This window comes from Haloferax massiliensis, from assembly GCF_001368915.1.
GTDB classification, from domain to species: Archaea; Halobacteriota; Halobacteria; order Halobacteriales; family Haloferacaceae; genus Haloferax; species Haloferax massiliensis.
Genome location: NZ_CSTE01000002.1, coordinates 965,863 through 988,539, shown reverse-complemented (window position 1 = coordinate 988,539; position 22,677 = coordinate 965,863). Strand labels below are relative to the sequence as shown.

The following is a 22,677-nucleotide window of genomic DNA, read 5'->3' as shown; positions in this document are numbered from 1 at the left end:
CGATGGCGACGAGGGACGCGACGCGCCTGCGAGCGTCCGCGTCGAGTTCGGCCGGGAGCGACAGTTCGGCGAGCGTCGCCTGCGCGCGCTCCCTGTCGGCCGAAAACGGCGCGTGGACGAGCGTCGAGTGCGCCAGCCCGTCTGCGAGGTCGCCCGTGGGGACGGCCACGCCGGGTCCGGCTTCGACGCCCGCGGCGTCAGCGAGTTCGGTGTCGTCGTCCGGCGTCTCGCCGGCGGCGTGGAAGCCGGCCAGCGCGACCGCCGGGTCGGGGTCGACACCGAGTTCGCGGACGACCGAGACGGCGTCGTTCGGGTCGAGTTCGAGGTCCGCACCGGCGTCCGACAGCCCGATGGCCGCCACAACGTCGTCGTTTGCGACAGTGTCCGGGGCGTCGGTCGCGCGGATGCGGAAGGGGACGTCGAGTGTCCTGAGCGCCCGTCCGACGACACCCGCGGCTGCGACGGCGGCACCGCTCCCGTGGACGCGGAGACGAACGAACGTCGCCTCGCGCAGGGTCGCGGCGGCGTCGGCGGCGGGTGTCTGTTCGGCGGGGCTCACGGACATTCAGTTACTCTTCGAGGAGTTCGACAGCGACGTCGTAGCTGTAGGTGAAGTCGTCGTCGAGCTTGTCGCCGCGGTAGTACGAGACGAGGCGGCGAATCTTCGACTCCGTGTTCTGGAGCGCGCGACGGTTGGACTTGTCCTGCTGGTTCTCCTCCATGTGCTCGCGGAGGCGGATGGCGCGCTCCATGAGGTTGCGGAGGTCCTCGGGGAGGTCGCCTGCGGCGTCGTTCTCCTCAAGGATGGCAGTGACCTTCTTGCCCGTGGCGAGCTTGACGTCGGGGACGGGAACGCCCTTGACGCCTTCGTCGCGCAGGGACAGGCCGATCTGGCTCGGGTCCTTGCCCTGTTCTGCAAGTTCGACGACGCGGGCTTCGATGTCAGCCGCGTCGACGTCGCTCCACTCCGGTGCTTCGTCTGCCACCGGCTTGTCCGAGCTGGACGAGCCACGGCGGCGGGTGTGCATTCGTGCCATTGTTGCGGGTTGGAACCGCACTGACCGCAGAAACGAGTACCCCGCAGTCGTATCACCGACTGCCGGGGCACTACCGCAATCCCAAGCCCAAACGGGCGAAGTCAGATTTGCGGCCGTGCTGGATTCCCATCGAAGTGTCCACACGCGCCGGGTTAAACCGTTTCGACTCGGCCCCGCCTCGTCCCGGTCGGAATCGAAGGGCTTCTAAACGGGCGACGGCTATCGGAGGGTGCGGGCTCGTAGATCAGTGGTAGATCACTCCCTTGGCATGGGAGAGGCCCCGGGTTCAAATCCCGGCGAGTCCACTCACTTTCTTCCGTCGCTTCGCTCCGTCAGTTGTTCGTGGACTCGCCGACGTCCCACTCGCTGCGCTCGCGGGACTCCCGGCGAGTCCACTAATTTCTCTCTGGACTTCCGACGAGCGGAGCGAGTCGCGAAGCCAGAGTAGATTAGTCCTGTTCGAGACGGGACTTGAGCAGCGAGCAAATCTTCGATTTGCGAGTGAGTTCAAATCCCGGCGAGTCCACTCACTTCGTCTGCGGGCGACCCGTGAGTCGCCCGCATGGCATACGAGACGGCGATGCCGTCTCGCTCTGCTCGCGGGACTCCCGGCGAGTCCATTTCTGAACGAAGTGAAAAAATGGCGAGCCGATGCTACGGCTCGGTGTTTCGCCGCGAACTCACGCCTCGTCTTCGTCTTCGAACACGCTCATGTCCTTCGCCGCGAGGTCGGTGACGTGCTTGACGATTTCGGGGTCGACCTGCGCGATGTCGTCGCCGTCGTGGACCTGTTCGTTGTGTCGCTCGATGGCGTCCGCGACCTCCGAGAGCGGAACGCGAGTGGTCGTGTCGCAGGCCTCACACACCACCGGAACTTCGGGAGCGTCGTCGTCGGTCATACCGGGTCGTTTCGCCAGCGACGGAAAAAGCGAGTCGGTTCGTCGCCGGCGGCATCGAATCCGCGGTGCTCCACCCCGATTCGCTGCACGTCGTCGCCGTCGCGTTCCAGCGTCGCTGTTCGTCCCACGCCCCGACGCCCGTTTGAGAACCCCGCCGTGTTGGCCGTTTTCGGGACAATCACGTACTAGCTCACGTCTTCCGAGATAGTCTGCCGTTCATGTATATACGCAGACAATAGATGTGGCGACTGCCGGATGCATCGGAGACGGTGCGGGTCTGGTTTCTGAGGCGAACACGACGACACAGGAGCAGGTGACCGAGCCACCGGCGACGTCGAACGCCGCGCGACCGACGGTGGGACGTTGGTCGTCTTCACCGACCCGAACCGAGCGACTGACGAGGAATGAACTCTCAGCGAATCGGAACGGCGGTCGACCGCCTCCCACGCGACCGCCCCACGGCCGTCGAACGATTCGAAGCCCTTATTTATTCGACCGGGGAATGAATGATTGCGTTTGAGGGCTCGTAGATCAGGGGTAGATCACTCCCTTGGCATGGGAGAGGCCCCGGGTTCAAATCCCGGCGAGTCCACTAATTTCTCTCTGGACTTCCGACGAGCGGAGCGAGTCGCGAAGCCAGAGTAAATTCGTCCTGTTCGAGACGGGATTTGAGCAGCGAGCAAATCTTCGATTTGCGAGTGAGTTCAAATCCCGGCGAGTCCATTCTCCGAACGCCGCTGTGTCCACTTGGCGGAGAACTGTGGCCCTTTGTCGATATTGCCGAGTGCAACCGTTAGCGGAAGAGATTATGAGCGCGTGCAGACCACATTACGCCGAAGTCATTCTACCTGTGGCTTTTTGTCTGATTACCAACTAGTCTCAGGGTATGGCTCAACTGATATATCATCCGAAGGGGAGTTACGACCGAGGGGAATCTCCGTTCGACAAGGCCATTCGAGAGACTGCCAACTCAGACACCGTATGGTTGGTGTGTCCGTATATTAGCCCAAGCTATCTGAGAACTATCCTTTCTGACACAGGCGAGTGGAGAATTATCACCGATGTAGAAGCGTGGGTAGGGACATTTGGAGGCAGTTCCCGGCAGGAAATACAAGAACTCGTAGAAACGAATCAAGAGCGAATTCACCATTTTCCGGATGTTCACGCCAAAGTGATACTCTCTGATAGCTCTGCTGTCGTCGGGTCTGCAAATCTGACGGAGAAAGGCGTGACTGGGCGGACTGAGATGGGCATCCAATTTGAGGATCAGAATGTGATTGAAGAGTTGCAAGATTGGTTTCTTCGCCTTTGGTCTGAAAGTTCCGCGGTCAACATTGACGAACTTCAAAAATATCTCCACTCTCTATCTGCACTGCCGACGACACGCTTGAGAACTACAGCCTCGGTCTCGTCTGACGCGCCGAGAGTCAATGCCAGCTTTGTAATGGACGAGTCCCAATCAGTAGGGCCTGAGCCGGATGATGATGATGCACGAGAGGCGCTGGTGAATATCCTTGAGTTGGCACCGAGTCAAGAGTGGGCAGAATCTTTCTTCGACCTGCTTGCCGACGTGATTTTCACTTGGGAACTCGAAAACGAAGACTCACGCTTGGTAACTTCCATTACCCGGGGAGACCGCATCGCGGTGTCTATTAACAACCGATACGTGTTAGGCGCGTTTCCGGCGAATGAGCCCGCGGCAGGTTTCATCATCGAGGATGACACGGAGAACGTAGAGAAACTCATTGAGACAGCTGACGAGTATATGGCCTTCAAGGCACTCTCCGGAGAAAGTGCAGACAAAACTCCACATTGGGTCGAGTATAGTGGCTACCCCAAGCGAATGCTGGACCGGTCATTTCGCCGTGGTTGGATGAATGCAATCTCTGATGAATTAGATCGGGCGTCCGGTTCGCCATATCAGAAGTACCACGAACCGCTAGTGTATCGGATGGCAGTCGATGAGATATATCGTAAGCAGATATTGGAAGAGACATACAACAAGAGTGATTCATTGGGTTAGTCAGACACAACTCAAAGGATCAAATAAGCACTCTATCGGATTGGCATGCCACGTGGTCAAGTGACTCTTCTAAAGTATCTGTACGAGACAGGCCAACCTCTGCGGAGGAGTTGGTTGTCGAGATTTGTGGGAGTGACGTGGATATTTGTACTAGTATTCTCAGCCCGCTATCAAAGAGAATCAACACACCCTCAGTTTGCTCTCAGCGGTTGTGTGGGGATACTACTGCCAGCAAGAACGGACGTTACACTACGGCTCAGAGCCTTTGAGTTTCCATTTCCAGTAGTTAGTCCTCAAAAGCCTCAATGTGGTCGGTGAGTTACGGTGAGTGAGTCTGTACTCTGCCTTTGGTTTGAGAGCACCGATCAGATCTCCGATTTGCTAATTTCCCCGTCCGGGTTCTGCCGCCAACGAACCCGGCCTCGCCTCCTCCAAGACCACCTTAATAGCATTCGTGAACACGCCTCTCGAACGATTCTACTTACCGGACTGTCAGGTACCCCGCGAGGTTTTCACCCCGCATCTCCTTCAGTCAGGTAATGAGCGGTCGCCCCCGAGTCCCACTGGTCTATCGCGTCGTCAGAGACCGGACGGCGCAGACCTCGCCGATCGCGGTGGTACTCCTGTTAGCAATCACGGTCGCGGGAACGACCGCCGTCGTCGCCCTCGGCGGCGTCGCCCTCGACGAGACGAAACAGGCGTCCCAACTGACGCGCGCCGAGCACTCGATGACGCTTTTCGACTCGCGGGTCGCCATCTCCGCGCTCGGCGAGGGCGAAACGCAGTACGTCGACCTCAGCGGCACCGGCGGCGGTGCCTACGTCGTCGACGACGACAGCGGCTGGCTGAGCATCACGCACAAGAACTACACCGACGCCGGCGACGACCAAGAGCTCTACAACGAATCGCTCGGGAGCGTCGAGTACCGCAACGGCGACGCCCGCATCGCCTACGAGGGCGGCGGCGTCTGGCGCACGCAGGACGGCGGCACGACGATGGTCTCGCCGCCGGAGTTCCACTACCGCGGTGCGACGCTGACGCTTCCGGTCGTCCGCGTCGCCGGCGACGGGTCGTCGTCGGGCGACGTCTCCGCGAGGGTCGCGGCGACCGAACGCGCCCATCGCATCTATCCGAACGAGACGGCGTACTACGACGAGCTACCGACGGCCAGCTACGACAACCCGGTCAGTAACGGGACAATCGTCGTGACGGTCCACAGCGACCACTACCGCGGCTGGGCGTCGTTCTTCGAGTCGCGGAGCGAGGGCACCGTGACGGTCGACGACGCCAACCAAACCGCGAGCGTGAAACTGGAGACGCTCGGCCTCGTCGGCGAGTTCCAGATGCCGAACGAGGGCACCTCGGTCGACGTGCGCGGGATGGCCGGGAACCACAACGTCTCGACGTTCACCCTCACGCTCTCGAACGACCAGCACCTCCAGAACATGGAGTGGGGGATGTACTACGACGGCGACCAGCGCGACCTCGAACTCCACGTGCAGGCCGACGACAAGTGTAGCGGCGATAGCTACGACGGCACGTTCGACCTGACGCTCTACTACGCGACCGAAGACGGCAGATACCACGGGTGGCAGGCCACCGACCTCGACCCGGACACGAGCGACGCGGTGAGCATCGACTGCTCGCTGAGCAACCCCGAACTCACCGTCGACTTCACGAGTTCGGAGACGATGACCTACGGCGACATCCAGTCGGACAAGGGCTTCGGCAACCAGAACAAGTGGCAGTTCGCCCCCGAAATCGTCGACGGCGAGGCCTACGACAGCGTCACCTTCGACGAGCACGCCGCGGACAGCGGCCAGACGTTCTCGAAGGCCGCAGGCGACACCGCCTCGATGGAGTTCGTCGTCAACCACTACTTCTCGCTCGCCGCGCCGCAGTTCGAACTGACAGTCACGGACGGACCGGGCAACAGCCAGAGCGTCGACGAGTCCGGGTCCCGCGGCGAACTCGACTACGACCAAGCCGAGGGCGGCCAGTTCATCACCTTCTTGCACGTCACGGAAAACGAGGTCGAAGTCGACGTCGAGTGAGCGGGTCCGCCCGCCCGCCGACCCGACGGTCACGGTCGGTGCCGGTGCCGGTTTCGGCTCAGTCGGCGAACGTCATGTCGACCGACGTCGAGACGACGTGGACGCGCGCCGTCCCGTTGACGTGACACGAGACGCTCGGGTAGGCGTCCGGCGGCTCGACCACGTCGCCGCAGTCCACGTCGGGGCGGCTCGATAGCTCCCGTTCCCAGAGCGCCGCACGGGGGGAGCGAACGGTCAAGTTCACGTCGTACGGCCCGTCGGTCCGCGCGGCCAACACGTCGCTGGCGGCCTTGTCGGCGCGGATGAGGAACGTCCCCGACCCGCCGACGGAGGTCGTCGCCTCCTCGTCGGGCCGCGTCACGAACGCCGGAATCAACACCCGCTCGTCGGTGAGCACCAGCGACGGCCGGCGGACGAACGTCCCGCTGTCGCCCCGCGTCCGGAAGAGCGCGTCGAACGCGTAGACGACTCGCTCGTCGCTGGAATCGCTCTCGTAGACGACCGGAGAGACCTCGTAGGTGTTGGTGAAGTTGACCGACGGGTCCCCCGACCGCTCTCCGGAGACGACGAACTCGACGGGGCGACCGAGCGTCAGGCTGGCGTCCTGGAGTTTCACCTCGGTCGCCCGACTCGGCGCGCCGCGGTTCGCGATGTCCTCCATGTTGTCGCCGAGGATGTCCAGCGCGCGCTCGGCGTTGTTGACGCGCTCGACGTCGCGGGCGTCTTGGAGGCCGGTCATCCCGACGGCCGTGACGAGACCGACCATCGAGAGGACGATGGCGAAGACGAACACGAACCCGAGCGTGTCGCTCACGGCGCGGTCGCTCATGACACCACCTCCAGCGTCCCCGATGCCGAGTCGTAGGTGATGGTCACGTCGCCGCCGTCGAGTCTGCTCGCGGCCAGCGAGGTCTCGGTCTTGACCGGCACGCGGACCACCACCTCGGGGTCGGTCGAGGTGAGCACGAGTTCGTTCGACGCCGACAGCACCTCGATGGTGTAGGTCGTGCCGGCGACCCTCGGCGGCAGTCGAACCGTCGCCTCGACCCGCGACTCGCCGGGGGCGGCCCCGATTCGGTCGACCGACTCGATGCCGGCCGCGAGCCGGTTCCCGATGACGTCGAGTTCCGTCTCCGTCACCCGCTCGCGCTCGTCGGAGACGAACCCGCCGGCGGCGACCAGCAGCCCAGAGATGAGGACGACCGTGATGGTGAGTGTGAGCACGTAGCCGAGCGCCGTCGAGACGGCGCGGTCGGTCGAGCGGGACCGAGAGCGGCCCGCGCGCTCCTCGCACCGACCGCGGCCACCCCGGTCGGTCGGGGACGTCGGCGGCGTCACGCAATCTCACCCGGCGCGACCCGAAGCTCTCGGTAGACGTACGTCTCGCCCGACTCGTAGACGTACGAGACGGTGACGGCGTACAGCGCCTCCTGTGCGACCGGTGACGACCCGCTTCCGGCGGACGCGTACTTCGTCGCGTCGAAGACCGTGGCGTTCGTCTCGTCTACGTACAGTTCGTAGGAGCCCTCGGCGGCCCCCGCGTTCCGGTACGAAACGGTGGCCGCGCCGTCGAGGTCGGTGTGAACCGCGTCGAGCGGGTCGCAAGCGGTCCCGTTGAGCCGGCCGTCGGCGACGTCGACGGTGACGTAGTCGCCGGCATCGGCCGCGACGCTACAGGTCGTCCGGGTCCCGCCGGCGTCCTCGACGGTCACGAAGACGCGCCCCTGCGTCGTATTTTGGTAGATTTCGGTCTCGACGGCGTCGGTCCCGTCGTCGACGACGAGTTCGAACGCCGACCCGCTGCTCGTTGCGAGCGAGTCGCGCGAGACGTTGAATCGGACGCCCCGGACGCCGACGTCGCTCGCGAGCGTCCAGTCGGTCGTCTCGTTCCTGTCCGTGAAGTTCCGCGCCGCGTCGGTCTGGGAGATTCGCGTGCCTCGGACGCGGTCGACGTGCGAGGCGTCCGTCGCGGCCCCTCTGACCGCGGCGAGCGTCGCGGCCGCGTCGCTCCAGTTGCCGAACGCCTCGCCGAACGAGTCGTTGAGTTCGCCGTACGTTCCGCCCTCGCGGTTAGTCTCGTCGAGGACCGCCCCCGCGCCCGCCTCGACCGCGCCGCCGTGGGTGACCGCCCCGTCGAGGTTCGTGTCGGTCGTGCGCGTGGCGAGGTTCTCCGTGTAAATCGCGGTGTTGAGCGTCAGCGCGAGGCCGACGAGGAGCACCGCGATTGCGAGCGCGGCGACGAGCATCAGCTGGCCGCGGTCGTCGCCGCCGAACCGCCTCGGGCCGTCCGCCTCGCTCGCCTCTCCAACTGCATCGCTCGCGCGCTCGAACGCGTCGGTCACATCCGCCATACGACCACCTCCACGTCGACGACGCCGTACAGCGGCCCCGCGCTCCCGTCCTGAACGAAGTACTCCTCGTCGGCCGCGGCGTCGACCGATTCGAGCGTCTTCGGCGTCTCGACCGCGCGAGGCTCGCCGCCCGGCGAGGTTCCCGGTTCGGTCAGCGCGTCGTCGTCCGTGAGCGTCACGAGCCGGGTCCGCGAGACGGCGTGGTCGCTCGGCTCGCCCATGTACACGAGGCGGGTCGTCCGTCTGACCTCCCGGTCGCGCAGGTAGTGCAGGTAGACGTTGAACGCGATGCCGCGGTCCAAAAAGGACTCGTTGAGCATCGCCCCGAAGGCGGTCGGCGGCCCGCCGTCGACGTAGTAGCCGCGCGCGTCGATGCCGTAGAAACTCCCGTTTTCGGGGTGCGTGAACAGGACCGTTCGCTTCAGTGCGCCGGTCTCGGCTGCCGCCGTCAGGACGCCGTCGGCGACGGCGGCCTGCTGGTTTTCGATGTGTTGGCTCGACGTGCTCGCGGTCAGGGGCGTCACCGCGGTCACCTGCAGCGCGAACGTGACGCTGGCGAGGAGCACCATCGCGGCGACGATGGCTTCGAGCGCGTGGGCCTGTGCGCGAGACACGGTCACCACACCCTCACCGCGAGTTCGTGGAGGTCGCCGTCGAGCAGGACGGCCCGCCGCGCGGTGACGACGCTCCGGGTGGTCGGGACCGGCTCGCCGGTCGTCTCGACGACGCTCCCGCCCCGCGAGAGCGTGACGTTGAGCCCGTACGACGCGCCGATACCGGTCGCGGCGTTGGGGTCGGCGTTCCCGTAGTCGCAGTCGCCGGGCGGCGGGTTCCCGTCGAAGAACGCCTCGGTGCAGGCCGCGTCGAGCACGTCGGGGTTCTCGTCGTCGACGAGCAGGCGCTGGGTGAGCGAGTCGGCGGCGCGGTTGGCGACCAGCGGGCGGTCCTGTTCGGCCTCGAAGGGGTCGAGAATCTGCGGGATGGTGCCGACGACCCACGCGACCGCGAGGAGGAAGATGCCGACGCCGACGGCGAAGTCGATGGTCGTCTGGGCGCGGGCGCTCCGGCCGCCCGTCTCGCGGCGACCGTCGCCGCGGCGGCGGGGCCGAGTCATCCGACCACCATCCACACCGCGAGCGAGAGCGTCTGGAGGATGACGACGAACTTGACCCCCGAGAGGAGGTCCGCGTTGCGGATGTAGCCGCTGATGAATCCCGACAGCATCGCCTGAATGGTGACGCCGTGGAAGAACAGAAGCGACAGCAGGTCGGGGTCGATGCCGCCGCCGAAGCTCGGTCCGCCGGTCGTCGCGCCGCCCGAACTCGACGCCTGCGACGAGAGCCCGGCCATCACGTCGAGGAACTGCGTCTTCAGGATGGCCATCACCGCGAGCAGCGTCACGTACGTCATGAGGATGATGGCGACCTGCATCCGGGTCCGCGAGATGCGCTCGCGCTCGATGTCGTCTTGGTTCTCGGAGGCCTGCGCGGCCGTCGTCAGCACCTCGGTTATCTGGCTCGACGCCTCCTGGGCCTTCGTGATGAGCTTGACCGTCCGGGCGAGCCGCGGGATGTGGTACTTGTTGTTGAACTCGACGAGCGCCTCCTTGAGGCTCATCCCGTAGTGGACCTTCGCGTGCATCACCTCGAACTCGTCGGCGAGCTTCCCCGAGGAGGTGTCGGAGACGGTTTTGACCGATTCGAGGAGCGTCTGACCGGTGTCGTTCGCGCTCGATAGCTTGCGGAGGTTGTCGGAGAGCTTTCCGGTGATGGCCGACCGCGAGTGGACGTTCCACTCGTGGAAGACGGTCAGCGGCACCGCGACGAGGTAGACCGGAACGTAAAACCAGATGAACGTCCCCCAGACGGGGTTCGCTATCATCCCGTCCCACGTCGTCGGAGCGGCCCCGCCGACGACGGCGACGGCGAGGAGCGCGAGCGCCGCGGGCACCGTCAGCGCGAGGGTGAAAAGCGGATGCTGTTTGAAAAACAGGTGCGGCCGGCGCAGGAGCTCTTTCGTCTTGAACGTCCCCTCGCGAGACTTGATGCGCGAAAAGAGGCTGAACTCGCCGACGTAGCTCTCGATGAGCCCCATGTGGATGAGGCCCTCTCGCTGTTGGCCCTGCAGGCGGTCGCTCTCGTCGTCGGGGCTGAGGAAGCCGTCGCCGATTTCGTCCTGTTTGACCGTCGAGACGAGCACGAGGAAGCCGACCCCGGTCAGCGGGATGAGCCCGTAGACGGTCGCGTACAGCAGGCTCGACTGGGCCTCCCCGAGCATGCTCATGATGACGAGGATGATGATGAGAAGCAGCGGGAACAGCGACAGCGTCATGTACATCTCGCCGAACAGCTCCATCGTCTCCAGCGTCTGTTCCTGCTGTTGTTTCGCGGTCCGGAGGTGCTTGTCCTTCTTGTCGTCGAGGAAGCCCTGCATGTCGCCGCCGGAGTTGACGATAGAGAGCATGTCCGTCAGGAACTGCGAGAGCTCGTCGGAGGGGGTCAAAATCGCCTGCTGGCGGATGGCGTTGCGGTAGTCGGTGCCGAAGTACTCCGTCTCCTGAACGATGCTCTGGAACTCCCGGGAGACCTCGCCGTAGGTGTCTTCGGCGCGGGCCATCGCCTCCAGTATCTCCAGTTGGTTCAGTCCGCCCACGGAGAGGGCGTACATGAACGAGACGGAGTCCGTCAGGAGCATGTTTATCTCGCGCTTGCGGGCGGACGCCGTCGAGTACGGGATGGCGACGAGCGTCCCGAACCCGCCGGCGAAGCCGAGGGACCCGAAGACCAGCCCCGAGAGGACGACGGCCGCGGGCATCGCGAGCGACCGGAGCGTGGCCGCCGTGGCCTCGCTCCCGACCGGAATCCCGAGGCTCAGCGAGTCGGCCGAGACGAGTCCGAGCGCGAAGACGCCGTAGCCGACGACCATCCCGACGAGCCACAGCACGAGGCCGACGAGGACGCCGACCGCGAGCGCCCGCGAGAGGTAGAGTTCGACGGTGTCGGGCATCCGGGCCTGCTGGAGCTTCTCTTCGACGTCGGCGACGAACTCCCCGTCCGTGTCGAAGATGAACTGAAACAGCGGGTAGAAGGCGTCGCCGAGGGTGTCGGTGCTGCGGTCGAGCCCGCCCGAGCCGTTCGAATCGAGGTTGCTCATCTACTCCCCCTCACCGGAGTCCGAACCGCGCGCGTCCGCGTCGTCGGCGTCCGGCGGGTCGTCGGCCTCGGCCGCCTCGAAGCCGCCCCACGTCTCGTCTCCGCGGTCGCCCTCGTCGTCTGAGTCCGCTTCGTGGTCTCCGTGCCCGCCCGGGTTCGCCCCGTCGTCCGGGTCGGCGGCCGGCCCCGAAGCCGACCCCGACCCCCCGTCGATACCGAACGCGCCGAAGAAGTCGTCGAGGTCGGCGTCGTCGTTGGGGTCGGACAACGAGGGGGCGTCGTCGAAACCGAACGGCCCGTCGTCGTCTCCGAAGCCGTCCGGTTCGTCGTCCGCGTCGCGCCCCGATTCCAGCGCCGGCGTCTCGTCCTCGCCGTCGAGCGAGGAGGGGCCGCGGTCGCCCTCGATTTCGGGGGTCTCGTCGCCCGCGTCCAGTTCGGACCGGTCGCGTCCCTCGTCGAGTTCGGGGTCGCGGCTCGACGCTTCGAGCGAGTCGAGTTCGTCCCGCTCGCCGGGCGTCGCCTCCACGTCCGTTGCATCGCGCATGTGGTTGAGCGCATCCGCGACCTCGCCGACGTCGCGCCCCCGGTAGTCGGGGAACAGCTCGTCTTCGGCTCGACGGAGGATGTCCTGCGCCAGCTTCCGGACGTGTTCGGGCGGGTCCGGCCGGGGGACCATCGCCTCGCTCTCGGGGTCGATGTTGATGTGGACAGACTCCATCTCCCGGAGGTCTTCGAGGCTCCGTTCGAGGTCGTCGGTCGCCATCAGCCCGAGGATGGTGTCCTGGTCGTTGATGAACGCCTGGAACGTCGCCGCGACCTGCGTGTAGGTGTTGAGCCCGCGGTCGATGAGGTACGCGAGGATGACCTGCCGCTTGAAAATCTCCAGTTCGAGCGTCTCGTGGTTCCAGCCGCGGTCGAACTTGATGTCTTCGAGCGTGTTCGACGAGCCCATCTGGAGGAACTCGTCGGTCTCGGCCTGCCACTGGTAGATGTCTTGGACGTTAATCTCGTCGTTCTCGGGGTCGTAGTGGTTGATTTCGGTGAGCGACTTGTTCCGGCGCACCTTGTTGCCGCCGACCCGCGTTGAGGTCTGGATGGACACGAGGTCGAGGGCGGTGAACATCGTCTTCGAGACGTTGATGGGCGCGGTCGTAAACCGCTTGAGCACCTCGCCGACCGAGTCGGCGTGGAACGTCGTGTACGTGGTGTGGCCGGTGGACATGACCTGGAACAGCGTCCGGCCCTCCTCGCCGCGAATCTCACCCATCACGATGTAGTCGGGGCGCTGGCGGAGCGCGGCTTCGAGCAGGTCGAACTCGTCGACGTCGCCTTTGTCGTCGTCCGCGAACGACGGGCGGGTGACGGAGGCAATCCAGTTGCGCTGGGGGAGTTCGACCTCGCGGGTGTCCTCGATGGAGACGATTTTCGTGTTCGACGGGATGAAAAGCGAGACGGCGTTGAGCGAGGTGGTCTTCCCGGACGCAGTCCCACCGGCGAAGATGAGGCTCTTGTCGTTTTCGATGCAGAGCCAGAGGAACGCCATCTCCTCCAGCGAGAACGTCGACCAGTTGATGAGGTCGATGGGCGTGAAGGGGACGTCCTTGAACTGGCGGATGGTGTAGTTCGTCCCGTGGTCCGACACCTCGCGGCCGAGGGTGAGCTGCGCGCGCGACCCGTCGGGGAGCGTCGCGTCGACCTGCGGGCGGCGCTTCGAGATGCCCTTCCCGGAGCGCTGGGCGAGTTTCACGACGAAGTCGTCGAGTTCGCCCTCGCCGTGGTAGACGTTCGAGATGATCTGCTCGTAGTCGGAGTGGTAGACGAACACCGGCGAGTTGTAGCCGTCGCAGGAGATGTCCTCGACGTTGATGTCGTGTTTGATGCCGTCGATGCGCTCGTAGCCGATGAAGTCGCGGCGGAGGTAGTACTGGAGCTTCCGCACCTGGTAGTCGTTCAGTTCGTTGGGGTCGTCGGCGAGGACCGCCGGTTCGGGCCGGACGGCGATGCCGTCGATGCCGCCGAGCGGCTCGTCCTCGTCGGCGTCGCGTGACCGACCGCCGAAGACGGAACCCAGCCCCAGACGGGTCCCGAGTCCGCCGAACCGCCCGGCGGGAGCGGCGGTCGTCGATGCGTCGGCCGCCGAGCCACTTCCGCCGCCGAAGAGACCGCCCAGCCCGAGTCGAGAGGCGAGGCCCGAAGAGGCAGCCGACGCCCCGTCAGCGGCCGAACCGTCGTCGCTTTCGCCGGTCGCGGACGCCGGCGGGTCGTAGAGGTCGTACCGCGAGAGCAGTTCGTAGGTCTCGGCTTCGATGACCCGTCCGCGGTTGTCGCGGCCGCCCTCGACGACGCTCTCGTCGCCGTACTTGATGGCGGTCCGAAGTTTGTTCGTCAGGAAGTCCGTCAGGTCGTCTTCGATGCGGTTCAGGTACGGTTCGATGACGTAGTACTTCTTCTCGTTTTCCTTGACGGAGTGGAAGATGATGACGAACGCGTAGGGCTTGTTCACCCAGTAGCGCTCGACTTCGCGGAAGTGCGACTTCTTCTCCATCGGGACGGCCTTTTCGAGGTCGTAGCGGTTCGCGAGCGTGGTCGTGCCGTCGACGCTGGAGAAGAACGCGTCCTCGTCGAACTCGGGGTCCACGTCGACCGTGCGCTCGTCGACGACCGCGTCGAGCTCCTTGCCGCGCTGTCCGGCCCGCGCCAGCGCGTTCTCGATGTGGTCGGGGTCGAAGCCCAGCGCCTCCTCGCCGTCGAAGGGGACGATTTCCCCCGCCGAATCCCGCGGGCGGGAGCCGTCGTCCTCGTAGTAGTACTCGCGCTTGTAGTGTTCCCACAGCCACACGTCCTTGACGACGGGCGTGGTCTCGGGGTCGCAGAAGGCTTCGAACTGCCTGTAGATGTCTCTCGCGTGCGCGCCCCGCTCGCCGACGACGTCCGCCACGTCGACCGGGTGACAGTCGAGGTACTCCTCGGGGTCGAGGTCGACGCGGTCCCAGTCGGTCCGGGTCGGCGTCGCGGCCGACCGCTCGCCGTCTTCCCACCGGGAGGTTCCGTGCGCGTCGCGTTTCGTCCGCGGGTCGTTGCCGTAGAGCGCGCTCACATCGCCGTCAGTTCCGTATTCGTCGAGAAAGTCGGCCCAGGTGTACGACCCGACGCGCGCGTTCGACGCCTGCTCCGGAGCGGTGTCGCTCTCCTCGGGTGACGTTACATCACCCGTTAACGCCTTTTGATCCCCTCCGTCGGCGTCGTCCGTTGCCATTGTGACGGGGTATTCGGGCCGATGGAAAAGTCTTTTCCTCAATTAACTCACAATTTAAGACCTTTTTAAGTTCCATTTTTATACCCATTTATATGAGAACGTCGTATCCACTCCGCGTATCGGGCCGATAAATCGGCGCTTAACCGTCGCACGAGCCGAGCTCACGACGGGGTGACGGAGCAACGCGCCCGAGCGGGCGTGACGGGAGTCCCGCGAGTGAAACGAGTGGGACTCGGGAACGGTCGCTGAGCGAACGAAGTGAGAGAGGCGGGCGTGACGGGATTGAGCGAACGCGGAGCGCTTGCGATGTACGCCGCGTCAGCCGAACGAGTGAGAGAGGCGGGCGTGACGGGATTCGAACCTCGGTCGCTCGCTACGCTCGCTCTCTGATTCGAATCCCGCACGGTGCGTTATCGGACTCGCGGCGCTCGTCACGATAACGGGCGTGACGGGATTCGAACCCGCGATCGAGAGGTTAGGAACCTCTCGCCCTGTCCACTAGGCCACACGCCCCACGGCGCTATCTCTCAGGACCGGCCAAAAATCGCGTGGTTCGCACTGGGCGGACAGAGGAGAGAGAGTGAGCTGCGATTAGTTCGACGACTCGGTCGAAACCGATTCGGTCGAAACCGACTCGGCCGGACTCTCGTCGGTCGCGTCGTCTTCGTCGTCGTCGCCCGTCACGTCCTGCAGTTCGTCTTCGATCTCCTCGCGGCCGCGCTGGAACTCGCCGATGGCCTGCCCGGAGGACCGTGCGAGCTTCGGAATCTTGTTCGCGCCGAACAGCAGGACGACGATGAGCAGCACGACGAGCAGCTCGGGTCCGCCCGGGAGTCCCGGGAACAGTGGGGTGATGGTCTCGAACATCTCTATTTCTGCGTTACCTAGTGGCAATTATAGGCTTTTTGCCTTCTACGGGTTCTGGAAAGACGGAATATCGGCGCGTCGTAACCCTCGTATCGGCCGAATCGACGCGTCTCGGCCGACAGCTCCTACGAAAAGCTTGTGGCCGGCGTGTCGAGCGCAGTCGGCCGGCCGCTGCGTTGGCGACCAACGGGTCCGCCGTCGGCGACGCCTGAATTTCCGCCGACGGTGAAATAATGTGTGCGGAGTCGAATGGCACCCGTATGGTATCAGTCGGCGACGACGCCCCGGATTTCACCGCACCGCTCACCGACATCGACGGCGACATCGAGTCGTTCACGCTCTCGGAGAACCTCGACGACGCGCCGCTCGTCCTCGCGTTCTTCCCCGCGGCCTTCACCGGCACGTGCACCACCGAGATGTGCACGTTCCGCGACCAGATGGCCAACTTCGAGGACGTCGGCGCGACGGTGTACGGCATCAGCATCGACACGCCGTTCACGCTGACGGAGTTCGCCGAGCGGAACGGCCTCAACTTCGGCCTCATCAGCGACACGAACCGCGAACTCGTCGACGCCTACGACGTGGCGATGGACTTCGCGAGCCTCGGCGTCAACCGCGTGGCGAAGCGCGCGGTGTTCGTCGTGGACGGCGACGGCGAAATCACCTACGCGTGGGTCAGCGACGACCCCGGCGTCGAACCCGACTACGAGGCGGTCGAGGCCGCCGCCGGGAAGCTCGAAGAGCCGAGCGAGGCCGCGTAGGGCCGCCCCGCCGCGCGACGCGGTAGCGCACCTGATTCGGAGCCCAAGTCCTTTTCTCTCAGTGCGACCACGTTGTGGTTCATGAGCGATACCGAAGACACGCTGAACGGCGGCCGCGTCTACGACCCCGAGGCCGACCACGCCTTCCCCGACGAGAAGCTCAACGAGGTGCTCCCCGCGCTCCTCGACGACGAGGAGGTGACGACGCTCCTCGAAGCGCAGAACGTGAACGCGGTGACGCGCAAGGGCTACAACGACCACGGTCCGAAGCACATCGAAATCGTTCTCAACCGCGCGCTCCGGCTGTACGACCTGCTCAAGGCCGGCGGCTGCGAGTTCAACGGCGCGGCCGAACAGGGGCTCGACGAGGCCGACGAGGCGGTCATCATCGCTCTCGCGGCGCAGTTGCACGACATCGGTCACATCGTCCACCGCGACAACCACGCCTACTACTCGATTCCGCTGGCGGCGGACGTGCTCGACCGCTTCCTCCCCGAGTTCTACGACCTCGCCGACTCGGTTCGCATCAAAGCGGAGGTCCTCCACGCCATCCTCTGTCACCACCGCGAGGAGGACCCGCTCACGCTCGAAGCCGGCGTCATCCGCGTCGCCGACGCGCTCGACATGGAGCGCGGCCGGTCGCGCATCCCCTACGAGAAGGGCGGCCGCGGCATCAACACGCTCTCCAGCCGCGCCATCAAGGATGTCGTCCTCAAGCCCGGCGACGAGTCGGCGGTCCTCGTCGAAATCGAGATGGTCAACGCCGCGGGCGTCTATCAGGTCGACAACCTCCTGAAGGCGAAACTCGACGGCTCGGGCCTCGAAGACCACGTCCGCATCGTCGCGGTCAACACGAAGTCCGACGACAGGCTCGTCGAGCGCATCGAACTCTAAGCGGCGTCTTCCCGGCGCTATCGGCCGGTGGCAAAATGGAAAATCGGTGTGTGAACCGTCCGGGACCGGTCCCGCGGTCGGCTCTGCGCCTCAGTCGTTGGACTGCGCGAACTGCTCTACGCCGCCGACCGAGAGTTCGCCGCTGAGCGTGCGGTTCGGGTAGGGGAACTCGATTCCCGCGTCGTCGAACCGCTGTTTGACGGCCGTGACGTACTCGCCGCGGGTCTTGACGAAGTCGGCGCGGCTGGGGTCGGAAATCCAGATGCGCGACTTCAGGACGACCGCGGAGTCGCCGAGTTCGGTCAGTCTGACCGACGGCTCGGGCGTCGCCATGATGCCGTCGTGCTTTTCGGCCTCGTCGAGGATGATGTCGGTCGCCTGGTGGATGTCGTCGTCGTAACTGATGCCGAACGGCACCTGCAGGCGGAGTTTGTCCTTCGCGACGGGGTTCTTGATGACGCCGTCGGTGAGCTGCGAGTTCGGCACGGTGAGCAGTTCGTTGTCGAAGGTTCGAACGCGCGTCACGCGGAAGGAGATGTCCTCCACAACGCCGGAGTTGCCGTCCCATTCAATCCAGTCGTTGATGCGGAACGGCTTGTCGGTGAAGATGAAGATACCGGCGACGAAGTTGGCGATGACGTCCTGCATCGCGAAGCCGATTGCGAGCGTCGCGGCCGCGCCGATGGTCGCGAGCGACTGCAGGAAGTTGCCGAGCCCGGCGAAGCCGAAGCCGAAGCCGAGCGCGACGAACGCCACGACGAGGGTCGCGACCTTCATCAGGGGCTTTTTCGCGTGCTCCTCCGCGCCCCGCCGGTCGAGGACGCGGTTGAGAAGCGACGAGACGACGGCCTTGCCGACGATGTAGACGACGGCAAAGCCGAGGACGAACCCGAGAAGGGTCCCGAGCGTCTCCGGGTACGGAACATTCTGCTGGGCGAGGAACCGACCGACCGCACCGCCGTCACCCTGCAGTTGGAGCGGAAGCGCGAGTCCGTTCATCGATGGAAAACCGCTGTCTTCCCCCTCGTCTCTATCAGTTCCGCGTTCACCCGCTCGGCGAGGTCGGCGGCCGCCTCGTCGACCGTCGTGCCGCCGAGGGCGGCCCGGAGGAACTTCGCTTTCACGAGGTTCCGGTCGGCCAGTTGGTCGTTGAGTTCGCCGACCACCGCTTCGATTCCGCTCTTACCCACCCAGACGGTCACGTCGAGGTCGTGGGCCTCCTTTCGCAGCTCCTGCGTGTTCATGCGTGGCCTCCACTATGTGCCGGAGGGCTTCAATAGTAAGGCTTTGGCGGCCGTTTGGTTGTCGTACACACGCGGGAACGGGCCGATACTGCCGGAATCGCCGCAGGGCGGTCAGTACGGGTAGCGTTTCGTCGCCCCGCAGTCGCATCTGACGACGACGTGACCGCCGGCGCGGGTCCGAACGCGGGCGTTGACGCCCGGGAGAAGGTAGGCGTCGCAGTCGTCGCAGGTGAACCGACGGAACGCCTTCGGGAGGCCGCAGCGGTTCCGCTCTGCGACCCGCCGGGCGAGGCGGACGTACTCGCGGGCGCGGTCGTGGTCGCGGTCGCTCGCCGCCTCGCGGGCGAGGTCGTGGAGTCGGTCGATGCGCTCCTCCGCGATGTTCATACACGTTCGGGCGAGCGGCCCGGACAAAGACGTTCCGAACCGCGACGCGGGAGCGACAACGGGGACCGAAGCCGGTACTGTGATACCCCGCCCCGAAGAACGGCGACTGTGCGCGTCCTGAACTACCTCGAATTCGCCTCGCAGCTCGACCGTAGCGGCATCGGCACCGCCACCGACCAGCAGCGGGCGGCCCTCGCCACGACCGACGTGGAGGTCGTCACCTCCCCGTGGCCCGAGTCGGTCGCCGCGGGTGCCGCGAGCCTCCTGCGGGGCGACGGGGTCGTCCGCGACTACGACGTGGCCCACTGCAACCTCATCGGCCCCGGCTCGCTCGCCGTGGCCAGACACACCAACCGCAACGACATCCCGCTCGTCCTCCACTCGCACGTCACCCGCGAGGACTTCGCCGAGAGCTTCCGCGGGTCGACCGCGGTCGCCCCCGCCCTCGGGAGGTACCTCAAGTGGTTCTACTCGCAGGCCGACGTGGTGCTCTGTCCCTCCGAGTACACGAAGCGAACCCTCGAATCCTACCCGGTCGACGCGCCGATTCGCGCGATTTCGAACGGCGTCGACACCGACGCGCTCGACGGCTTCGAGGACCTTCGCGACGAGTACCGAGCGGAGTACGACCTCGACGGCATGACCGTCTTCACCGTCGGCAACGTCTTCGAGCGCAAGGGCCTGACGACGTTCTGCACGCTGGCGCAGGAGACCGACTACGACTTCGCGTGGTTCGGCCCGTACGACACCGGCCCGCACGCCTCGAAGAAGGTTCGGTACTGGGTCGAACACGCCCCGGAGAACGTCACGTTCACCGGCTGGATAGACGACATCCGCGGCGCGTTCGGCGCGGGCGACGTCTACCTGTTCGCGACGAAAAACGAGAACCAGGGCATCGCGGTCCTCGAAGCGATGGCCTGCGGGAAGGCGGTCGTCCTCCGCGACATCCCGGTGTTCGAGGAGTTCTACACCCACGGCCACGACTGCCTGAAGTGTTCGACCGACGCGGAGTTCCGCCGGGCGCTCGACCTGCTCGCCCGCGACCCCGACCTCCGGCGGCGGCTCGGCGAGAACGCCCGCGAGACGGCCGCCGAACACAGCCTCGACCGCGTCGGCGACAGGCTCGTCGAGACGTACGAGGACGCGCTGTCCGGGCGACTCACCGACTGACTGGCGAGATAATCGGCCACCGGACGCAACAGACACGGTAACACACAACACTCCTGCGAGAAGTCACAACGGTTTATCCTGTCGGGGTCGCACGAACGGCCATGCAGTCGGTCGCCGCGTTCACTGACACGTACTTGCCGACCGTCAACGGCGTCTCCTACACGATTCAGACGTGGCGGGAGCGGTGGGACCGCCGCGGCGGCCGCATGGACGTGGTGTTCCCGGCGGACGACGACTACGACCCCGAGCCGGGCGAGTTCGGCGTCCGAAGCCTCCCCTTCCCCTTCTACGAGGGAGTCCGCATCGGCGCGCCGCGGATTCCGAGGGCCGTCGACGACGTCGACGTCGTCCACGCCCACACCCCGTTCGGCCTCGGACTGGCGGGGCTCCGGCTCGCCCGCCGGCGCGACCTCCCGCTCGTGGCGAGCTACCACACGCCGACCGGCGAGTACGCCGAGTACCTCAGCTCCGTCGGCGCTATCGAACGCGGCGTCGAACGCACCGCCGAGCGCTACGAGCGGTGGTTCTTCGACCGGGCCGACGCGGTCATCGTCCCCAGCGAGGACGCCGAGCGCCGCCTCGCCGACGAGGTCGGCGTCGAATCCGAAATCGTCGTCCTCTCGAACGGCATCGACGTCGAGCGGTTCGAACCCGCGGACGGGGCCGCGTTCCGCCGCCGCCACGACCTCGGCGACGGGCCGCTCATCGGCTACACGGGGCGGCACGGCTACGAGAAGCGCCTCGACGAACTCGTCCGCGCCGCGGCCGACCTCGACGACCTCGACGCGACGCTCGTCTTCGGCGGCGACGGCCCCGCCCGCGACCAGCTCTCCGCGCTCGCGGAGGACCTCGGCGTCGACGCCCGCTTTCTCGGGTTCCTCGAACGCGAGGAGCTGCCGGGGCTCTACTCCGCGCTCGACGTGTTCTGTTTCCCGAGCCCCGTCGAGACGCAGGGGCTCGTCGCGCTGGAGGCCAACGCCTGCGGGACGCCCGTCGTCGGCGTCAACGAGGGCGCGCTGGAGAACACCGTCCTCGACGGCGTGACTGGCTACCACTACGAGTCCGGGGATTTAGACGGCTTCCGACGCGGGATTCGGCGGGCGCTCGCGGAGCGCGAGGAACTCAGCGCGCGGTGTCTCGACCGCCGCGACGAGGTGAGCGTCGACCGCTCTGTCGACCGGCTCGCGGCGCTCTACGAGCGAGTGGCGTCGAAATAAAAAGCGAGACCGACTGCGAAACCGCGTCAGTCGCGGTCTTCGAGCGCGTCGGCGATGCGGCGCAGTTCGCGGTTCACGTCGCGGACCTCGTCGCGGAGCTGTCGGACCTCGCGGACGAGCTGTTCGTCGCTCCCGCTTCCCTGCTCGGGGTCGCGCGGGCCGCCGCCCATACTTCCGGGGCCGCCACCCATGCCGCCGGGACCGCCGCCGCCGCCCATACCGCCGGGGCCGCCGCCGCCCATCATGCCGCTCATCATCTGCGCGAAGGGGTTGCCGCCGCCGCCCATGCCGCCGGGACCGCCGCCGCCCATCATCTCTTCGGGGTCGGGGCGCTCGCCCTCTTCGCGCTCTTCCTCGCGGCGCTGTCGAATCTCTTCGACCCGCTCGCGGAACGACTTCTCCTCTTCGCCGTCGTCGCCCTCGTCGGGCGTCTGCGTCTCGTCTGCGGGTTCGTCGTCAGCCATGGTGTCGCGTTGGCTGTCCGCCCGGAAAGTGCTGACGGTCTCTGAAATCCGTGACCCCTCACCCGAACGCGCCGAGGCTCGACTGGAGGTCGCGGTCGGTCCCGCCGTCGTCGAGTTCGTGGCCGACGAGGTCGCGCATGTCCACCGCGTAGGTCGTCCCGCGGTGGTCGAGAACGAGCACGCGCCCCTTCACGCCGCGGACGGTCCCCGTGACGACGGTCTCGGCGACCGGCGAGCCGTCGAGGTCGAGGCCGTAGTCGAACGCGAACGTCTCGATGGGGTCGAACTGGGCGAGGAGGTCGTCCCACGCCGCGGCGTCGACCGACCGCCCGAACCCCTCGATTTTGGTCGGGACGCGGATGCGGTCGGGAATCTCGGTCGCCAGTTCGGCCTCGTACTCGCGGGCGACGCGGCCGTCCGAGAACGTCCGGACGTGGGCCGCGCGGTCCGCGCCCTGCTCGCGCAGGCGGGTGTCGAGCCGCCACTCGCGGGTGACGCCGACCTTGAACGTGTCGGGGGCGAACGCCGCGAGGTAGACCGCGTGGTCCTCGTAGCAGTCCATCTCGTCTTTCAGACACGTCCCGGTACACTTCGCGCAGACCCACGTGTGGCGGTGGTCAGAACAGTACGGCGCGCGGTCGTTGTCGCAGGCGACGTGGCGGTCGTCGTGGATGGTGCCAGCGCAGTGGCGGTCGCCGAGGCGGTAGTCCAGTTCGGTGCCGGGGTCGAGCGCGACCGAGTCGATGCCGTCGCTCGCGCTCACGAACAGCGCGGGGGTTCCGGTATCGTAGCCGACGACCTGCACGCTCCGAGGTAGGGAGTCGCGGTAGAAAGGTGGCTCGCTCCGGGGCGGGCCGTCGGGGGCGGTCGGGGGCTGTTAGGGACTGCCGGGCGTCGCCCC

21 protein-coding genes, 3 tRNA genes and 1 pseudogene are annotated in these 22,677 nt (G+C 65.9%); 8 read left to right on the top strand and 17 right to left on the bottom strand.

Annotated elements, in window-relative coordinates:
• Together BN996_RS09065 and BN996_RS09060 are read right to left on the bottom strand one after the other, a co-directional pair.
• A pseudogene (locus tag BN996_RS09065) lies at positions 1–565 on the bottom strand (exonuclease); the annotation flags it as partial.
• A gap of 4 nt (positions 566–569) precedes the next feature.
• Positions 570–1,037 (bottom strand): 30S ribosomal protein S15, encoded by a 468-nt coding sequence (locus BN996_RS09060; protein WP_042666676.1) that lies wholly within the window; start codon positions 1,035–1,037, stop codon positions 570–572.
• 233 nt (positions 1,038–1,270) lie between these two features.
• On the opposite strand from BN996_RS09060, the gene BN996_RS09055 reads away from it, so the two are divergent.
• A tRNA-Ala gene (locus BN996_RS09055) sits at positions 1,271–1,342 on the top strand.
• A gap of 375 nt (positions 1,343–1,717) precedes the next feature.
• On the opposite strand, the gene BN996_RS09050 is transcribed toward BN996_RS09055, so the two are convergent.
• A complete protein-coding gene (locus BN996_RS09050; protein WP_089778394.1) occupies positions 1,718–1,936 on the bottom strand; it encodes a DUF8149 family protein in 219 nt (72 codons plus the stop codon).
• A 520-nt stretch (positions 1,937–2,456) separates the two neighbouring features.
• On the opposite strand from BN996_RS09050, the gene BN996_RS09045 reads away from it, so the two are divergent.
• The 3 genes from BN996_RS09045 (at position 2,457) to BN996_RS09035 (ending at position 6,013) form a co-directional block, all read left to right on the top strand.
• Positions 2,457–2,528: transfer RNA gene (locus BN996_RS09045), tRNA-Ala, on the top strand.
• A gap of 294 nt (positions 2,529–2,822) precedes the next feature.
• Entirely contained in the window at positions 2,823–3,959 is a 1,137-nt protein-coding gene (locus BN996_RS09040; RefSeq protein ID WP_089778392.1) for a phospholipase D family protein, read from the top strand.
• Between the two features lie 539 nt (positions 3,960–4,498).
• The gene (locus BN996_RS09035; protein ID WP_042666674.1) at positions 4,499–6,013 is read left to right on the top strand and encodes a DUF7289 family protein; all 1,515 of its coding nucleotides are present in this window, start codon (positions 4,499–4,501) and stop codon (positions 6,011–6,013) included.
• 58 nt (positions 6,014–6,071) lie between these two features.
• Here the strand turns inward: BN996_RS09035 and BN996_RS09030 are convergent, their stop codons facing one another.
• The 9 genes from BN996_RS09030 to tatAt all read right to left on the bottom strand — a co-directional run bounded on the left by BN996_RS09030 (position 6,072) and on the right by tatAt (position 15,639).
• On the bottom strand, positions 6,072–6,842 hold the full coding sequence (locus tag BN996_RS09030) for a DUF7289 family protein (RefSeq protein WP_089778390.1): 771 nt from the start codon (positions 6,840–6,842) through the stop codon (positions 6,072–6,074).
• Entirely contained in the window at positions 6,839–7,351 is a 513-nt protein-coding gene (locus BN996_RS09025) for a DUF7266 family protein (RefSeq protein ID WP_089778387.1), read from the bottom strand. Before BN996_RS09025 ends, BN996_RS09030 begins: the two co-directional genes overlap by 4 nt.
• Positions 7,348–8,364 (bottom strand): DUF7261 family protein, encoded by a 1,017-nt coding sequence (locus BN996_RS09020; protein WP_089778385.1) that lies wholly within the window; start codon positions 8,362–8,364, stop codon positions 7,348–7,350. The genes BN996_RS09025 and BN996_RS09020 overlap by 4 nt, the downstream gene beginning before the upstream one ends.
• Positions 8,352–8,987, bottom strand: coding sequence for a DUF7288 family protein (locus BN996_RS09015; protein ID WP_042666670.1), 636 nt, complete (start codon positions 8,985–8,987; stop codon positions 8,352–8,354). Before BN996_RS09015 ends, BN996_RS09020 begins: the two co-directional genes overlap by 13 nt.
• Entirely contained in the window at positions 8,981–9,478 is a 498-nt protein-coding gene (locus tag BN996_RS09010; protein ID WP_042666669.1) for a DUF7287 family protein, read from the bottom strand. The genes BN996_RS09015 and BN996_RS09010 overlap by 7 nt, the downstream gene beginning before the upstream one ends.
• Positions 9,475–11,517 (bottom strand): type II secretion system F family protein, encoded by a 2,043-nt coding sequence (locus BN996_RS09005; protein ID WP_089778383.1) that lies wholly within the window; start codon positions 11,515–11,517, stop codon positions 9,475–9,477. Before BN996_RS09005 ends, BN996_RS09010 begins: the two co-directional genes overlap by 4 nt.
• Complete coding sequence (locus BN996_RS09000) at positions 11,518–14,772, bottom strand: type II/IV secretion system ATPase subunit (RefSeq protein WP_089778381.1); 3,255 nt, start codon at positions 14,770–14,772, stop codon at positions 11,518–11,520. It abuts the gene before it with no gap.
• A 440-nt stretch (positions 14,773–15,212) separates the two neighbouring features.
• Positions 15,213–15,285: transfer RNA gene (locus tag BN996_RS08995), tRNA-Arg, on the bottom strand.
• Between the two features lie 78 nt (positions 15,286–15,363).
• Complete coding sequence (gene tatAt / locus BN996_RS08990; RefSeq protein WP_089778378.1) at positions 15,364–15,639, bottom strand: Sec-independent protein translocase protein TatAt; 276 nt, start codon at positions 15,637–15,639, stop codon at positions 15,364–15,366.
• Positions 15,640–15,899: 260 nt separating this feature from the next.
• Between tatAt and BN996_RS08985 the strand changes: the two genes are divergently transcribed.
• Both BN996_RS08985 and BN996_RS08980 read left to right on the top strand, forming a co-directional pair.
• On the top strand, positions 15,900–16,400 hold the full coding sequence (locus tag BN996_RS08985; RefSeq protein WP_089778377.1) for a redoxin domain-containing protein: 501 nt from the start codon (positions 15,900–15,902) through the stop codon (positions 16,398–16,400).
• Between the two features lie 81 nt (positions 16,401–16,481).
• Positions 16,482–17,294 (top strand): HD domain-containing protein, encoded by an 813-nt coding sequence (locus BN996_RS08980; protein ID WP_089778375.1) that lies wholly within the window; start codon positions 16,482–16,484, stop codon positions 17,292–17,294.
• Positions 17,295–17,384: 90 nt separating this feature from the next.
• Here BN996_RS08980 and BN996_RS08975 read toward each other — a convergent pair whose 3' ends face one another.
• The 3 genes from BN996_RS08975 to BN996_RS08965 all read right to left on the bottom strand — a co-directional run bounded on the left by BN996_RS08975 (position 17,385) and on the right by BN996_RS08965 (position 18,925).
• Positions 17,385–18,293, bottom strand: a complete 909-nt coding sequence (locus tag BN996_RS08975) for a mechanosensitive ion channel family protein (RefSeq protein ID WP_042666664.1) — start codon at positions 18,291–18,293, stop codon at positions 17,385–17,387.
• On the bottom strand, positions 18,290–18,538 hold the full coding sequence (locus BN996_RS08970; RefSeq protein WP_042666663.1) for a YhbY family RNA-binding protein: 249 nt from the start codon (positions 18,536–18,538) through the stop codon (positions 18,290–18,292). The genes BN996_RS08975 and BN996_RS08970 overlap by 4 nt, the downstream gene beginning before the upstream one ends.
• 111 nt (positions 18,539–18,649) lie before the next feature.
• The gene (locus BN996_RS08965; RefSeq protein WP_042666662.1) at positions 18,650–18,925 is read right to left on the bottom strand and encodes a ribonuclease P protein component 4; all 276 of its coding nucleotides are present in this window, start codon (positions 18,923–18,925) and stop codon (positions 18,650–18,652) included.
• A gap of 108 nt (positions 18,926–19,033) precedes the next feature.
• Here BN996_RS08965 and BN996_RS08960 point away from each other — a divergent pair, with 108 nt between their 5' ends.
• Both BN996_RS08960 and BN996_RS08955 read left to right on the top strand, forming a co-directional pair.
• Positions 19,034–20,095, top strand: coding sequence for a glycosyltransferase family 4 protein (locus tag BN996_RS08960; RefSeq protein ID WP_226908727.1), 1,062 nt, complete (start codon positions 19,034–19,036; stop codon positions 20,093–20,095).
• A gap of 101 nt (positions 20,096–20,196) precedes the next feature.
• On the top strand, positions 20,197–21,312 hold the full coding sequence (locus tag BN996_RS08955; RefSeq protein WP_089778373.1) for a glycosyltransferase: 1,116 nt from the start codon (positions 20,197–20,199) through the stop codon (positions 21,310–21,312).
• Positions 21,313–21,338: 26 nt separating this feature from the next.
• Here BN996_RS08955 and BN996_RS08950 read toward each other — a convergent pair whose 3' ends face one another.
• Both BN996_RS08950 and BN996_RS08945 read right to left on the bottom strand, forming a co-directional pair.
• Complete coding sequence (locus tag BN996_RS08950) at positions 21,339–21,776, bottom strand: hypothetical protein (protein WP_089778371.1); 438 nt, start codon at positions 21,774–21,776, stop codon at positions 21,339–21,341.
• Between the two features lie 58 nt (positions 21,777–21,834).
• Complete coding sequence (locus BN996_RS08945) at positions 21,835–22,581, bottom strand: DUF2797 domain-containing protein (RefSeq protein WP_089778368.1); 747 nt, start codon at positions 22,579–22,581, stop codon at positions 21,835–21,837.
• Between the last annotated feature and the right edge of the window lie 96 nt (positions 22,582–22,677).